This is a genomic window from Rubritalea tangerina (genome assembly GCF_042683245.1).
GTDB lineage: Bacteria > Verrucomicrobiota > Verrucomicrobiia > Verrucomicrobiales > Akkermansiaceae > Rubritalea > Rubritalea tangerina.
The window spans coordinates 42697-57570 of sequence record NZ_JBHUJB010000089.1; the positions used below are offsets into that span (position 1 = coordinate 42697).

A 14874-nucleotide genomic window follows, 5' to 3' on the forward strand; every position below is an offset into this window, starting at 1 on the left:
AGTGATGATCTTAAACAACAAAAATCAGATGGCTTGTTAGCATGTGCTAGGGGGAGTGAGTGGAGGCTATTTTTTGCTGGAAAGCTGGAGTGAAACAGTAAAGATGATTTCGCGCTAGGTAGTGCGTGTTTATGAATATCATCATCATTGGAGCTGGAGAAGTGGGGCGTCATTTGGCAACATCGCTCTCACGCGAAGCGCATAGTATTACTGTGATTGAGAGTAATCCGGAGTTGGCTGCCGAGCTTGAGCAGTCATTGGATGCTCGTATCATGTGTGAGGATGGTACTTCTGTGACTACCTTGTTGGAGGCAGGAGTGGGTGAGTGTGATTTATTTTTGGCCCTTACGAGTGAGAATACCATCAATGTGATGGCTTCATCAGTGGCCAAGAAGTTACAGGCAAAGAAGGTGATTGCACGTGTGCACCCGGAGGTTCAGCGTGAAGAATGGTTATTTGATTACAGGAGCCATTTTGGGATCGACCACATATTTAGCTCTGAGAGGCTTTCGGCTATTGAGTTAGCGAAGTTCATTCGCAATCCTGACTCATTGGTGGTTGAGGAGATTGCGCGTGGTCGGATTGAGTTGCAGCAAGTACGGGTGAGCGACAAGAGTGATGTGCCTGGCAAGAAATTGATAGATTTGAAGGCGCCGGAGCGGACACGTATCGCTTCGATCACTAGAGGTGGGGAGAGTTTTGTTCCGACAGCGAATGCGACATTGGAAGTGGGGGATGTGGTGACCATATTTGGTGAGCCTAGAAAATTGCGCACATTGGCTGACCGCTTACAGAAAGGGCACAGCAGCGATGTGGAGTTGAAGGTGGTTATTTTTGGTGGTGGTGAGTACGGGTTTACACTGGCTCAGATGTTGGAGAGCTGGAATTGTAGGGTGCGCATTTTTGAGAAGAATGAAAAGCGAGCTCAGGAGCTTACGGACAGGCTCTCGAACACGACAGTGATTCACACCGATGGTACGGTCTTAGCCGAACTGGAGGAAGAGCAGGTTGGCGAAGTGGATTTCTTTGTAGCGACCTCAGGTTCGGACGAGGATAATGTGATGACTTGTTTGCAGGCGAACAACTTGGGAGCTCGCAATTGTTTAACATTGATTCACCGGGCGGACTACGCGCAGGCGATTTCAGGGTCTGGACGTCACTTTGGCATGTTAGCAGCGGTGAGTCCGCGGGAAGCTACGCGCCGGGATTTAGAGAAGTTTATTACTTCTGACAAGTTTCACACGGTGAAGAAGCTCGGTGCGGGTGAAGTGATAGAGACATCGGTGGAGCGAGGGTCGATAGTGGCTGAGAAAATGGTGGGAGAAGTGGAGTGGCCAGAAGGCTGTGTGTTAGTGGCGCGCATCCATGGTTTGCATGCCTCGGTTCCTGGGCCTGAGGATGTGCTTGAGCCAAGTGACTTGGTTTACGCGATGGTTACACCGAAGGCGAAGAAGAAGTTTTTGAAGCTTGTCCGCTAAGTTGCTGATAGAATGAACCTGCGAATACTAGCTAAGATTTTAGGGGCATTGCTTTTGTTGGAAAGCGTGGCGATGTTTTTGTGTGGGGTGTTTACGGCCTTTGACCCTGGCTGTGATTGTGAGTGGTCGATGGCGGCCCTCATGCAATCAGCTGCGGTGACTGCAGGTTTTGGTGGAGGTTTAATGCTTTTAGGGTGGCGAAAGATTCATAAGATCCCAAGGCGTGAGGGGGTTGTTATTGTTGGCTTAGGATGGATTTTATCTGGGGTTTTTGGTGGTTTACCCTATTTGTTATCTGAACCAGCGATGCATCCTGCGGATGCGTTATTTGAGTCGGTTTCAGGATTTACGACGACGGGGTCCACGGTAATGACGAACATAGAAGCGTGGCCCAGAGGGATTTTGATGTGGCGTTCGGTGACTCAGTGGTTAGGTGGCTTAGGGATTCTTGTTTTATTCGTGGCCTTGCTTTCCTATTTGGGAGTTGGGACGAAATCGCTTTTCCGAAATGAATCATCATTTCAGACTGGTGAAGCGAGCACTGCGCGGATTCGGGACACGGCATTGAGTCTGTGGAGGGTGTATTTATTGATCACGACCGTGTGTATATTGGGGTTAAAGGCTATGGGGCTGACTTGGTACAATGCTGTTTGTCACGGGTTTACGGCAGTCTCTACTGGTGGATTTAGCCCGCATAATGCGAGCATCGGGTATTATTCTAACTGGGGGAATGGATGGTTGATCGAGCTGTGGTTGAGCTTATTCATGTTGATTTGTTCGGTAAGTTTCTTGATTTGGGTGGTGATCGTTCGGAAGAGGTGGAAGCGATTACGTTCGGAAGAAGAGGGAAAATGGTTCTTTCTTATCTGTTTTTCAGCAGCCTTGATGATCGCGATTGGCATTGCAGCGAAAGACATGGAGGGTTTTTGGCCGGCATTGCGTCACGCTTGGTTTATTGTCGTATCGATTGGTTCGACGACTGGGTTTGGCACTGTGGACTATGAGCAATGGCCAGGTTTTGCCTTGGTGTTAATAGCTATGCTTATGTTGTTAGGCGGCTGTTCTGGATCTACAGCAGGAGGGATGAAAGTCTCGCGCTTATTGGTGATGTTACGTACGGCGCGCTTTGAGGTAGTGAAGGCATTTCGTCCGCACAAGGTGTTCAAGATGCAGGTGAACGGGAATTCTATCGACCCGCATGCGAGGGCGCAGACAGTGATTTTTATTTGCCTCTATTGTTTTTTGGTTGTTTTAGCTTCATTTCTGATGGGGGTATTGGAGTTTGTTAACGACATTGATTTGGTAACCTGTGTGGGAGCTGTTTTTGCCACATTGCCGAACATCGGTCCGGGATTTGGTGAGGTGGGGCCGACTAAAAACTTCGCGCATTTTTTGCCCGGCACGAAAGTATTTTTGAGCTTGTTAATGATATTAGGGCGTTTGGAGCTCTATGCTGTCTTAGTGCTGTTTATTCCCTCTCTGTGGAGGAAGTACTGATGCCAAGTTAAAGGAGACTCGTTAGTTCGCGGGCGTAAAAAAGCCACTCAGCGACGGGCACTGAGTGGCTGGGATAATACCATTTCTCGACTCGTAATAGACGAATGGAGTGTGGTTAGGTCTTGTGATTTTGCGCTACGCGATTTTAGAGTCCATCGGATTAACTTACATCATGTTATTGTGGTCATTCGGATGTCCAGCGTGCGCGGTTTTTCTTCTCAATTCCTTGATGTTCTGTAAGTTGAGTCCGAAATTTCGTCCATTCCGTGTCGTTCAATGGGATAAAAAGAATCTCTAGGATTCTGAGCTTTGCTTTTTGATCTCGGCGAGTGTTCTTTGGAGTTCTTGATCCATGGCAGCCTTCTGCTCAGCTTCACTGGGGGTGGGGGCTGGCTTATGGGAGTTAGGATCAATCGTGGGCACAGCACTCGCATCTACATGCGGGTGCTGGTTGAGCTCCTGAGTGATGTTTTCTAGGGTGTCGCCTTGAGTCACATCGATTGTTTCTGGAGCTGCCGCCACTTCTGCCTTGAAGGCGTCATGGAACTTTTCTGGTAGCTCGGAAAGAATGTGCTCTTGGTTTTCTTCTAAACTTTTTTTGATCATAAATTTGGAAGATGGTTTTTAGCGTTTTCTTCTGAGGAGAAGGCAGAGAGAGCCCAGCCCCATGAGTGTCGTGGTGCTTGGCTCTGGAACGAGTTCGTAATCTGCTGATAGTGTTCCGAGGGTCCAGTGTTCTGTATCGCCTCCATCAGCAGCGTATGTGGCACGTAGCTCGACGCTGTTGATACTGGCGCCACCAGCACTGATTATGTCAGTAATATCAATACCGCTAGGTGTTAAGAACTCTTGATCTCCCACTTGATCATTATTGGTATCGAGTCCCAAAGTGCCCGTAGTAGTGCCACTACCTGTGGAATAATAAGCCGAGGATGCTGTGAGGGCTCCATTTAAATACAGTTCAAAAATAATAAAGTCAGGGTTGATATTAGCCCCGCCAGTGTCATTAGCGTGCCATTCACCTTCAGTCGCAGCGACGGTAGCATCAAACACGATGTTTGTAAGTCCTGTGCCTATTGCAGCATTACCTGGAAGTTGAAGTAACCAGCTTGCAGTGGCGGGATTGGGGAACCCATCCGAGCCTCCATCTTGATCGCGGCCAGTCAATGCACCAACTGGTGCTGATAATAATGCATTTCCTTCGTCAAAGTCACCAGAATTAAGCGTGGTTCCACCGTTAGCGACAATACCAAAGTAATCTCTACCACCGTCCGAATTAAAAACGCCGGTAGGTGTCGATACACTGATCGAGGTGGTGACAGCTATAGCTGTAGAAGAGAACAGTAGGAGAGAACCTAGTGTCATGGGAATCTTCTGTTTCATAATGTATTGATAGTTAGTTTCTTGACGGGAAGATGCCTTGGAGGGCGATGATGAAGTTTAGGCCTAGGAATGGAGGCATGTTGCTGAAGGCTTGACTTCCGCCTGTGTTTTGGTTCTGGACGGTGACTGTGCCGGAGATAGCGCCCGCTTCCATGGTTGCAGTAGATTTTGGTCCATAAATATCTTCATTTGCTTGTGCTGGAACGAGGCCGCTTGGGTCATCTGATGAGCCACCTTGGTCTGAAACGTGAAGATTGAGGCTCGAAACAGTGGCTGTGGCGATGTGAGTGTGTGATGGAATGTTATTAACTGTTAGTTGTGTTTGGTAATTCCCACCTTTTTGTCCTAGTTTATATGTCGGGAGGCCTGCGCCACGGCCTTGTTGGAGTGGAAATCTGCCTTGGAGGTCTGGCAGTCCGAATGTGGTACGGCCGTCACCACCGTAGGTGGTTCCGAGGATGGAAAAGAGCGCTGTGTTAGAAGCGATAGGTAGGAGCTGGCCTTGGCAGAGTGCCCAGCCGCGTGGGGCAAAGTTGCCTGCAAACATGATGACAGTGCCGATTAGTGGAGTAGACATAATATTAATATATGGTTTTTTGTTTCTTATTTTTAGGTGTTGGGGAGAGCTTGAGTTGGGTCATCGAGTGTCCTGAGCCATTGGTCCATATTAGGGAAGGACTGTGTCATGCAGAACCATTGGAGCATGGGGACGCCAGGTGCGCAGACATTGTGGCCGGCGGCTTCTGCTGCATATTGCTCGGCGAGATGTGCTCCTCCGCCTTTGTAGCCATCGGGGTGGAAGACGATATGAGGGTCGATATCGAGGGCTATAGCGGCGGCGTAGGACCACGCCATGGCGGCCATTTCTTCAGCGGGTGAGCCTGTGATTTTACCGGAGAGGGTGTTGCGTTCTGAGGGGGCGGTGACTGCAATGTGGCCGGCTTCGTGGAGAATGTCTCCGGGGTAGGAGAGTTTGTCTTGGTCGATGATGAGCGTGCCGTCGACGATCATGATGCCGGGAAGGAAGCAGTCATCGGCAATGGGCGAGAGCTTGTGTGGGATTCCCTTGTTTTTAAGGAAGGCGAGGATGGTATCAAGAATAGGCTGCTGGTTCATACGGTGAGTGGTTGTGGGGAGGTTGTGAGAACTGCCTCCTCCTCATGGGTTAAAGGGGTGGGGGGGAGGTAGGATTTGCTACCAAATTGGTTAATGCGTTCGTCGAAGACGCTGGGGTCAATGCCCATGGCGCCCGTAAATTGTTCTAATTGTTGGATAGTGGAAGCCGGGTTTTGCAAGATGGTCTCAAAGCTCAAGCTGAGTTTGTTTGCTTGGAGGTTTGTGAATGCTTGTTTGCAGGCCTGAGCTCTCTGAATCATTGCGCTAGCTTGTTCTTTTCCTGCGACCATTCCGGCAGCTTTAGCGGATGTGAGGCAGTCTTTGAGGTTTCTTTCGATCCAGATAAATTTTGCATCTGGGTACCACTGAGCGATCCTTGCAAGTGTACTTGCTTCAGCTCCGGCCATTTTCCAGCCCCAGACATCACGTCCGTGATCCAGAGATTCTTTTCGGCAAACCTCGATCCAGGTTTTGGCCGCGTCTTGGAAGCCTTTGAGACTGCCCGCGAGGCTTGGTGATAGCGGGGTGATGAATTCTGAAACGTCGCCCTGAAGAACCTTTGACCTCACAGGTTCTATGGTTGCTTGTTGGGTGCGAAGCATGAGTTCCCTCGTCGTGGCGTAATTTGCTAGAAATTCGATTTCCTGTCCTACGGTATCTCCATAGATTAGAGTGTTCGGAGCTGAGCAGAGCAATCTCTGCAGCAAAGTTGAGCCCGATCTCACAATGGGAGATAGTACGATAACAGGAAACATGTTAGGTTGTGAGTTTTGTGTGATTTGAGAGTAGGTATTTTTTGTTGGGAGAGGTAAGTGAGGGGATGCTGGAAAACACCACTAGAGTTTTTCTTTTTGTTAGTCTAACCTTTTTTCTGTTTATTTTATCTGTTAGCTTCAGTATTAGGTGGGTATGCGAAAGGTAGACAGGGTGAAACTTCCAGTAAAATTCTCGAAGGAAGGCTTGGTGAGGGATTTAGAGAGCTTGGAGAAATTGGAATGGATTGAGCATTTTGTGAGGCAAAACTATGAGGGGGAATGGGATGTTTTACCATTGAGGGGGCCGAAGGGGGCAGAGCATCCGGTGATGATGGCGTATTCGGATCCGGGTTGTCGGCAATTTGAGGACACGCCATTTTTGGCTGAGTGTCCTTATTTTAGGGAAGTATTAGAGTCATTTCCCTTTGAGTTGCATTCTGTGCGATTGATGGCGCTCTCGGCAGGGTCACGTATTAAGGAGCATTGTGATCACGATTTATCGATTGAGGATGGTGCGGTGCGTTTGCATATTCCTGTGCGTACGGATGAGCGGGTGAAGTTTATACTTAATGGTGAGAGGGTGATGATGCGTGAGGGGGAATGTTGGTATCTCCGTCTGAGTGACCCACACTCAGTGGAGAATGGCAGTGACATACGGCGTGTGCATTTAGTGGTTGATGCACCCGTGACTCCTGCTGTGCATGCATTTATGGGAACTGAGAGTGTGGTGTGAAGCAGAGCTCACCATCATTGTGGCAGTGGGCTCCCACAGATATTCGGGCTTCTGTGAGAGGTTTGGTTATGGGGTGGCAGTATGTAGGAGCACACCGTTTCGTTGAGCCATTTTTTGCCGATTCTTTGGTAGCCACAGCGGGAATGGGTCCAGAAAAGAGGGAATTGGAAGTAGCTGCGATCTCTGAGGTTGATGATTTAGATTGTTTGGAGCCTAGGGCATTTATTTTCCATGCCTCGCGTTGTGGATCTACCTTGATGGGGCAATTGTTAGGTGAATCTGAAAAGCATATTGTAGTTTCTGAGGCTCCGGTGATTGATGCAGCTTTGGGCTATGCAAGTAGTGAAGAGTGGATCTTTAAGAGAGTGATTCGAGCTCTCGGTCAGAGGCGAGGGGGGAGGGAGCGTCATCTGTTTGTAAAGTTGGATTCTTGGCATTTGTTTCATCTGCCAGTGATTCAGAAGACTTACCCAGATGTGCCTATGTTGTTTCTGTATCGGGAGCCCGGTGCCATCATGGAGTCTCACAAGATTCAACGCGGGGGGCAGATGGTTCCGGGTGTTGTGGATTATGCTGCAATGGGAGTGGAATTAGAGGTGGTATACCACGACTTAGATGCTTATTGCAGAGAGGTGTTAGAGGCACTGTACGGTCGAGCCATCGAATTTGCGAGTGAGGGGCGATTGAAGTTATTACAATACGACCAGCTTCCGGAGCTTGTGTGGCGTGATTTAATCGACTTTCTATCCCTCGACTTGAGTGCTGGGGAAGTTCTAGCAATGGGGGAGAGAGCGATGCGGCATTCCAAGCGGCCTCAGGAGTTCTTTGGTGGTGAGGGGAGAAAAGCTGTGAGGGAAGGGAAATTGTATGAACAATTTCTTCAGTTAGAAGAATTACGGAGAGAGCACGGGATAGGTGAATGGGCATAAAAAAAGCACCTCCAGTGATCTGGAAGCGCTTCTAGATAGGAGTGATTTTTACTTCGTTTGGGCTGGTTGTGGTTGGCCTTTTTTATCTTTGTCCTTCTTCGCTGTGCTCTGGATGTAGAGTTCGCGGAGTTGCTTGAAGTCGACTTCAGCTGGGGAATCGGACATGAGGTCGGAGCCCTTGTTGTTTTTCGGGAAAGCGATGACTTCACGGATGGAGTCGACACCACAAACGAGCATTGCAACGCGGTCGAGACCGAGAGCTACGCCGCCGTGTGGAGGTGCGCCGAAGGAGAAGGCATCGAGGATGTGACCGAACATGGTCTTCTTCTCTTCTTCTGTGACACCGAGAGCGGTGAACATCGCGTCCTGAAGGTCAGCTTCGTGGATTCGGATGGAACCACCGCCGAGCTCGTAACCGTTGAGAACCACATCGTATGCTTGTGCACGGAGACCTGCGTATTCACCAGCTTTGAGCTTTGCTTCGTCTTCTGGGACTGGGCGTGTGAACGGGTGGTGCACTGCGTGCCAGCGGCCTTCTTCCTTGTCGAAGTGAAGGAGTGGGAAATCAGTGACCCAGAGGAAGTTGAGTTCCTCGTTGCCTTCGAGAAGGTTGAGGTAGTCTGCACACATGAGGCGAACGCGGCCGAGTACGTCACATACGGTGTCCCAGTCGCCAGCACCGAAGAGAACGAGGTCGCCTTCTTCGATGTTGAGCTTGGACTTAAGACCCTGAAGTTCTTCTTCGGAGAGGAACTTCGTGATTGGGGAGCGCCAGTCAGCTGGCTCAGGACCACGTGCTTGGATGTATGCAAGGCCCTTAGCACCAGCTTCGATAGCAGCCTTGGTCATTTTGTCGATCTGACCAACAGAAGCGCCGCAGAGGCCCTTTGCGTTGATTGCCTTGATCACGCCACCGGACTTGAGTGCGCCGGAGAATACCTTGAACTCGGAGTTAGCGAACACGTCACCGATGTCAGTGAGGTGAAGCCCGAAACGACGGTCTGGCTTGTCAGAACCGAAGGTGTCCATTGCCTCTTGGTAAGTGATGCGGTCGAAAGATGCAGGAACGTCTGCGCCGATGGACTCTTTGAATACGCGGCCGAGAAGTTTCTCGATGAGGCCGATGATGTCGTCTTGTTCAACGAAGGATGCTTCGATGTCGATCTGTGTGAATTCTGGCTGACGGTCAGCGCGGAGATCTTCATCACGGAAACAACGTGCGATCTGGAAGTACTTTTCTACACCGCCACACATAAGGAGCTGCTTGTACTGCTGCGGCGCCTGAGGAAGTGCGTAGAAACCACCTGGGTGAAGACGTGCCGGAACGAGGAAGTCGCGTGCCCCTTCAGGAGTGGACTTGGAAAGAATTGGTGTTTCGATTTCGAGGAAACCATCTTCATCGAGCACGTCACGTGTGGTCTTAGTGATGCGGTGACGAAGCTGCATGTTGCGTGCCATTGCTGGGCGACGCAGGTCGAGGAAGCGGTACTTGAGACGGAGGTCTTCGTTGCTTACTGGCTTATCGAGTGGGAAGGGGAGAACTTCTGCACGGTTGATCACCTTGACTTCGGAAACGATAAGTTCGACTTCACCAGTCGCGATCTCGGTGTTGAATGTGGACTGGCCGTCAATTTCTGGACGTTCTTCGACAGTCCCTGTGACCTGGATCACGTCTTCGGAGCGGAAGGACTCAGCGAGCTCAGAGTTTTCTTTGTTGATCTCTGGCTTGAACACTACCTGAGTGACGCCTTCACGGTCGCGAAGGTCGATGAAAATGAGGCCAGCGCCTTGGTCGCGCTTGGACTTCACCCAACCAATGAGGGTGACTGTGTTACCGATATCTGAGCGGCTGATGCCGTTACAAGTGTGACTGCGCATGGCTACGTAGTGTTATGTTTTAAGTGTTAGGTGTTATGTTCCTTGGTCCGCCGTTTCACCGACTGGATGAGCCCGTGGAGCATGGATGAAATTTTCTTATTTTCCTCGATGAGAGAGCAACTTGTTTCCTTATCTAAGAGTCCTGCTTTCTGGCTGATGTAGAACTGAGTACGCAGTTCATAGTTGGAGCCTTGTGCAATATTTAGAAATCGGATGAAGTCTCTTGGGGCGTCTCTGCCTTGACCCTCAGCGATATTTGATGGGACTGAGATACAAGATCGCGTCATTTGGTCAAGCAAAGTACGATTTTTAAATCCTTTCAGTGCTTCTATAGTGGCTACCGATTGCTGACATGACTTTTTCCAGACCTCTAGGTCTTCAAAACTGTGAAACGACATAGCTTTTATGCATAACACATAAAACCTAAAACATAACACGTTAAAGAGCTGCGATTAGCTCTTCGACGTTTTCTTTTGTTTCTTCGGATCTCACTGCGAGGTTTTTGAGCTGGAGTTGTGGGAACTCGGAGCCGACGATGACGGTGTGAGTGGCGCCGAGCTTTTCAGCGGTCTTGAATTGTTTGTTAAATTTCGCTTCGACCATGGAGTAGTCGACTTTGTGGCCCGCGTTACGGAGTGCGCTGATGACGCCGAGTGCGTTGAGGCGCTGATCTTCATCGGCAATGACGACATAGATGTCGCATGGCGCTTGGGTCTTGAGCCAGGCATCCATTTTGGCTTTCGCGTGTGGAGTTTCTTCGACGAAGTTACGGATGACGACGTCTCCCATGGCGAAGCCGGTGCAGGGAAGGTCGACGACTCCGTCGGAGAGGACCTTGAGAAGGTCGTCGTAGCGACCACCACCTGCGATGGCGCGCATGCTGTGGGATGTGTCGAAAATTTCGAACACGGTGCCAGTGTAGTAAGCGAGACCACGGACGATGGTGAGGTCGAGCTTGAGGTACTTACCGAGGCCACGCGCTTCGAGGTTTTGCTGGATTTGCTGGAAGGACTCGGACGCATTGGCAGGATCTTCGATGAAGCCGCGGACTTCTTCCTCAGTGAGATTGTACTTCTGGAGGTTTTCAGCGAGGACTTCTGGCTTCATACGCTCGATCTTGTCGATGATACCGAGGAAGCCTGTGATATCCTCAATGCCTTTGTCTTCACAGTAGGTGAGCCAGGATTGTCGGTCGGAGGCGCGGATGACGAAATCCTTTTCGGTGAAACCGAGTTCGAGCATGGTGTCGATCGCAACAGCGATGAGCTCTGCATCAGCTGCTGGGTTGTTCTCGCCGATGATGTCGGCATTGAACTGGATAAATTCGCGGGTGCGGCCTTTTTGTTGGCGCTCGTAGCGGAAGCAGGGGCCAATCTCGAACCACTTCATCGGCTTCGGGTAGTTGCGCTGGTTACCAGAAACGATACGCGCAAGCGACGCTGTGAGTTCTGGGCGCATGGTGACATCGCGGCCACCTTGGTCTTCAAAGCGGAAAAGCTGTGTGTTGAGCTCGTCGCCAGTTTTTTTCTGGTAGAGGGCAGTTTCCTCTAGGATGGGAGCTTCGTATTCAAGGAAGCCATAGCGATGTGCTACTTTGCGCCAGGTCGTAAAAAGGTAATTACGAATTGCACAGTCATTGGGAGCAAAGTCACGGAATCCAGGAAGTGAGTTGAAGCGCTTGTCGGCCATGCGCGTGTGGTTGCATGATCTATCGAGATTTTCAAGGTTCAACTGTCGCGATCCACGCTGACTCTGTGGATTCTTGAAGGTGGTGAGAATCTGTTGGGGAGGATTCCCCTCTAATTGATGTTGCGTGATGCTGATATTTTAGGCAAGTTAAGCATTAGAGCAGCAGATTAGACGCACCCATGGCAAGTTACACAGAAGACGATATCAAGAGTTTGGATTGGAAGGAGCACATTCGCCTCCGACCTGGGATGTACATCGGGAAGTTAGCTGACGGGTCGAATCCTGAGGATGGTATTTATATTCTCCTCAAGGAGGTGATGGACAACTCGATTGATGAGTTTGTGATGGGGCACGGCACGGAGATTCACGTGAACATTGATGAGGAAGGTCGTGTCGAAGTACGTGATTATGGTCGTGGGATACCCCTGGGCAAGCTGATGGATTGTGCGGCGAAGATCAACACGGGTGCGAAGTATGATTCGGAAGCATTCAAGAAGTCCGTGGGCTTGAACGGGGTAGGTATCAAGGCGGTGAACGCCTTGTCGATTTTCTTTGAGATACAAGCCTGGCGTGATGGTCAGACCAAGGCTATTGAGTTTAGCCGTGGTGAAGTGGTGCAGGAGATGAAGCGTTCCCGCAAGGACGAGGCACCGAATGGGACACGGATCTGCTTTGATATTGATAGAGAGATTTTCCCGAAGAAGACAAAGTACCGAGAGCAATATGTGGAGAAGATGTGTCGTTATTACGCCTATCTGAACCCAGGCTTGAGTGTCATCTACAATGGGAAGAAATTTAAATCGAAGTACGGGGTATTAGACCTTCTTAGGGAGGAGATGGATGAAGAGGCGATATATGAGCCAATCATGTTGAGTGGGAAGGATTTAGATATTTGTTTCACTCACACGGCGAGCAGTGCTGAGGACTATTACACCTTTGTCAACGGTCAGCACACGACTCAGGGTGGGACACATTTGGCGGCTTTTCGTGAAGCCGTGGTGAAAGTCCTAAGGGACTTTTTTAAGAAGCAATATGACCCATCGGATATTCGAGCTGGGATAGAGGCTGCCATTTCAATCAGGGTGGAGGAACCAGTATTTGAGTCTCAGACGAAGACGAAGTTAGGATCCACCACGGTGTCACCGGATGGGGAGACCGTTCGTACATTTGTGCTCAATTTCTTGAAAGAGCATCTCGACAACTACCTGCATAAGCATACAGCCGTGGCTGAAGCTTTGCAGAAGCGTATCTTGCTCTCAGAAAAGGAACGCAAAGAGCTATCTGGGGTGAAGAAGTTAGCACGGGAGCGTGCACGGAAAGCGAAGGTACATAATAAGAAGTTGCGCGATTGTCGGGCGCACCTCGACACTAAACACAAGCGTCGAGAGGAAACGACGATCTTTCTCACTGAGGGTGACTCTGCATCAGGATCGATTACGAAGTGTCGTGACGTTGAGACTCAGGCAGTCTTTTCCTTACGAGGCAAGCCATTGAATAGCTTTGGTTTGACTAAGAAGATTGTGTACGAGAACGAGGAGTTCAACTTATTACAGCACGCTCTGAACATTGAAGACGGCCTCGAGGGCTTGCGATATAACAAGATTGTGGTTGCGACGGATGCCGATGTAGACGGTATGCACATTCGCCTTTTGTTACTGACATTTTTCCTACAGTTCTTCCCTGAAGTCGTTAGAGAGGGACACGTGCATATTCTTCAGACGCCATTGTTCCGAGTTAGAAATAAGAAGCACACATTTTATTGCTACGATGACGAGGAGCGTGAAGAAGCTCTCAAAAAGTGTGGTAAGACCGCTGAGATTACGCGATTCAAAGGTTTGGGTGAGATTTCACCAGACGAGTTTGCATTCATGATTGGGGATGACATGCGTCTCGATCCAGTGACCATGGAGGAAGGTAAGACACTCAAAGAGATGTTAGCCTTTTACATGGGCAAGAATACGCCTGACCGACAGCTCTACATCATCGATAACCTTCGTGAGGAGGTTGTGCGTGACGAGGTTTAAAATTTAATGCGGAAGTGATGCATGAGTTGATTAGAGAGATGCGAGCGTTGTCTCAATCGGCTTTGCAGTACACGAAGGATCCATATGATAGGGAGCGATTCGAGAGGCTCATAGAGATCTCAAATGCACTCTATGCGGAATTGAGCGATGTGGATCTAGCGGGGGTTGAAAAGTTTTTCTTTCCTGAGACTGGCTATGCAACGCCTAAGGTTGATTTGCGGGCTTGTATTTTCAGAGGTGAAGAAGTTCTTCTAGTCAGAGAGCGATCTGATGGGCTCTGGACTCTGCCGGGGGGATGGGCGGATCAGAATGAATCACCCCGTGAGGGGGTATTACGTGAGGTGAAGGAGGAGTCTGGTTTTGATGTTGAAATTCAGTCGCTATATGCAGTGCGAGACCGGGATAGGCATGCTTATGAGCCGAAGTATCCGGTGAGTATTTATAAGATGTTTTTTACTGGGGTAGTGGTTGGAGGTGTGGCTGAGCTGAACAAGGAGGTTTCTGAGATTGGGTTCTTTGGTATCGATGCACTACCTGAGTTATCCGAGGATAGGGTATTAGCCCGCGATATTATAGATGGCTATGTTTATTTTAAGAATGAAGGTAAAGCCACGCTTATTGACTAGAGGGGGCCTATGGATGTCAGCGAGGGGGGGATAAATCTGTATTTCGGGAGAAGGGAGATAAGAAGGGTCTTGACCCCCAGCTGTGGGTGCTAGAATACGCGGCATGGCTGAGGTTCCATCAACATTCACTTTGCAGGCAGGAGACAAAGCTCCTGAGTTTACGTTACCCAATCCAGCAGGTGAGGAGTATTCATTAGGGGACCTTCTAGGAAAGAAGGGAACTATGGTGATGTTTGTTTGCAACCATTGTCCTTTTGTAGTGCATTTGGCGAAGCAGGTTGGGGAGATGGCTGCAGAGATGGAGGCATGGGGGGTCAATACGGTGGCGATTAGCTCTAACGATATTGAAAAGTACCCTCAGGATAGTCCTGAGAAAATGGTGAAGTTTGCGCAAGAGTACGGCTGGAACTTTCCATATTTGTATGATGAAAGCCAGGAGGTTGCTAAGTCGTACCATGCCGCCTGTACGCCTGACTTCTTCCTATTGGATAAGGATGGTTGTTTATTTTATGCTGGGCAATTTGATGATTCTCGGCCGAAGAATGATCTCGCGATTGATGGGCGTGATTTGAAGATTGCCATTCGACAACTGATAGAAGGTGGGAGCCCGATTTTGGAGACGAAGCCAGCGACGGGTTGTAACATCAAGTGGAAGCCTGGCAATGAGCCAGCCTACTTTGGCTAGAGTCGTGACACAATAATGATCACTATTTGATCATTTCGGCTGATATCTATCACTTTTTTATAAATTTGATTGTCGGCGGCT

15 protein-coding genes are annotated in these 14874 nt (G+C 49.5%); 7 read left to right on the forward strand and 8 right to left on the reverse strand.

Annotation, left to right across the window (positions count from 1 at the left end; genetic code table 11):
• Positions 1-131 precede the first annotated feature (131 nt).
• Both trkA and ACFSW8_RS17295 read left to right on the forward strand, forming a co-directional pair.
• Positions 132-1478 (forward strand): Trk system potassium transporter TrkA, encoded by a 1347-nt coding sequence (gene trkA / locus ACFSW8_RS17290; RefSeq protein ID WP_377085515.1) that lies wholly within the window; start codon positions 132-134, stop codon positions 1476-1478.
• Positions 1479-1490: 12 nt separating this feature from the next.
• Positions 1491-2975: a TrkH family potassium uptake protein gene (locus ACFSW8_RS17295; protein WP_377089804.1), complete on the forward strand. Its 1485-nt coding sequence runs from the start codon at positions 1491-1493 to the stop codon at positions 2973-2975.
• Between the two features lie 294 nt (positions 2976-3269).
• On the opposite strand, the gene ACFSW8_RS17300 is transcribed toward ACFSW8_RS17295, so the two are convergent.
• The 5 genes from ACFSW8_RS17300 to ACFSW8_RS17320 are packed head-to-tail and all read right to left on the reverse strand — an operon-like array spanning position 3270 to position 6229.
• Positions 3270-3581, reverse strand: a complete 312-nt coding sequence (locus ACFSW8_RS17300) for a hypothetical protein (protein ID WP_377085521.1) — start codon at positions 3579-3581, stop codon at positions 3270-3272.
• A gap of 18 nt (positions 3582-3599) precedes the next feature.
• Positions 3600-4340 (reverse strand): PEP-CTERM sorting domain-containing protein, encoded by a 741-nt coding sequence (locus tag ACFSW8_RS17305; RefSeq protein ID WP_377178881.1) that lies wholly within the window; start codon positions 4338-4340, stop codon positions 3600-3602.
• 31 nt (positions 4341-4371) lie between these two features.
• Positions 4372-4935: a phage tail protein gene (locus ACFSW8_RS17310; RefSeq protein ID WP_377085527.1), complete on the reverse strand. Its 564-nt coding sequence runs from the start codon at positions 4933-4935 to the stop codon at positions 4372-4374.
• A gap of 32 nt (positions 4936-4967) precedes the next feature.
• Positions 4968-5474 (reverse strand): hypothetical protein, encoded by a 507-nt coding sequence (locus tag ACFSW8_RS17315; RefSeq protein ID WP_377085528.1) that lies wholly within the window; start codon positions 5472-5474, stop codon positions 4968-4970.
• Positions 5471-6229: a sulfotransferase gene (locus ACFSW8_RS17320; protein ID WP_377085530.1), complete on the reverse strand. Its 759-nt coding sequence runs from the start codon at positions 6227-6229 to the stop codon at positions 5471-5473. Before ACFSW8_RS17320 ends, ACFSW8_RS17315 begins: the two co-directional genes overlap by 4 nt.
• A gap of 154 nt (positions 6230-6383) precedes the next feature.
• Between ACFSW8_RS17320 and ACFSW8_RS17325 the strand changes: the two genes are divergently transcribed.
• Together ACFSW8_RS17325 and ACFSW8_RS17330 are read left to right on the forward strand one after the other, a co-directional pair.
• On the forward strand, positions 6384-6962 hold the full coding sequence (locus tag ACFSW8_RS17325; RefSeq protein ID WP_377085532.1) for an aspartyl/asparaginyl beta-hydroxylase domain-containing protein: 579 nt from the start codon (positions 6384-6386) through the stop codon (positions 6960-6962).
• Positions 6959-7891, forward strand: a complete 933-nt coding sequence (locus ACFSW8_RS17330; protein WP_377085534.1) for a hypothetical protein — start codon at positions 6959-6961, stop codon at positions 7889-7891. Before ACFSW8_RS17325 ends, ACFSW8_RS17330 begins: the two co-directional genes overlap by 4 nt.
• A 48-nt stretch (positions 7892-7939) precedes the next feature.
• Here ACFSW8_RS17330 and aspS read toward each other — a convergent pair whose 3' ends face one another.
• Genes aspS through hisS form a run of 3 tightly spaced genes read right to left on the reverse strand, consistent with a single transcriptional unit; the run spans position 7940 to position 11458 of the window.
• Positions 7940-9769 (reverse strand): aspartate--tRNA ligase, encoded by a 1830-nt coding sequence (gene aspS, locus ACFSW8_RS17335; RefSeq protein WP_377085536.1) that lies wholly within the window; start codon positions 9767-9769, stop codon positions 7940-7942.
• Positions 9770-9795: 26 nt separating this feature from the next.
• A complete protein-coding gene (locus ACFSW8_RS17340) occupies positions 9796-10167 on the reverse strand; it encodes a four helix bundle protein (protein ID WP_377085538.1) in 372 nt (123 codons plus the stop codon).
• A gap of 40 nt (positions 10168-10207) precedes the next feature.
• A complete protein-coding gene (gene hisS / locus ACFSW8_RS17345; protein ID WP_377178883.1) occupies positions 10208-11458 on the reverse strand; it encodes a histidine--tRNA ligase in 1251 nt (416 codons plus the stop codon).
• Between the two features lie 179 nt (positions 11459-11637).
• On the opposite strand from hisS, the gene ACFSW8_RS17350 reads away from it, so the two are divergent.
• The 3 genes from ACFSW8_RS17350 (at position 11638) to ACFSW8_RS17360 (ending at position 14793) form a co-directional block, all read left to right on the forward strand.
• On the forward strand, positions 11638-13482 hold the full coding sequence (locus ACFSW8_RS17350; RefSeq protein ID WP_377085543.1) for a DNA topoisomerase IV subunit B: 1845 nt from the start codon (positions 11638-11640) through the stop codon (positions 13480-13482).
• A 17-nt stretch (positions 13483-13499) separates the two neighbouring features.
• On the forward strand, positions 13500-14108 hold the full coding sequence (locus tag ACFSW8_RS17355; RefSeq protein WP_377089805.1) for an NUDIX hydrolase: 609 nt from the start codon (positions 13500-13502) through the stop codon (positions 14106-14108).
• Positions 14109-14211: 103 nt separating this feature from the next.
• Positions 14212-14793: a thioredoxin family protein gene (locus ACFSW8_RS17360; protein ID WP_377178885.1), complete on the forward strand. Its 582-nt coding sequence runs from the start codon at positions 14212-14214 to the stop codon at positions 14791-14793.
• Positions 14794-14874 lie beyond the last annotated feature (81 nt).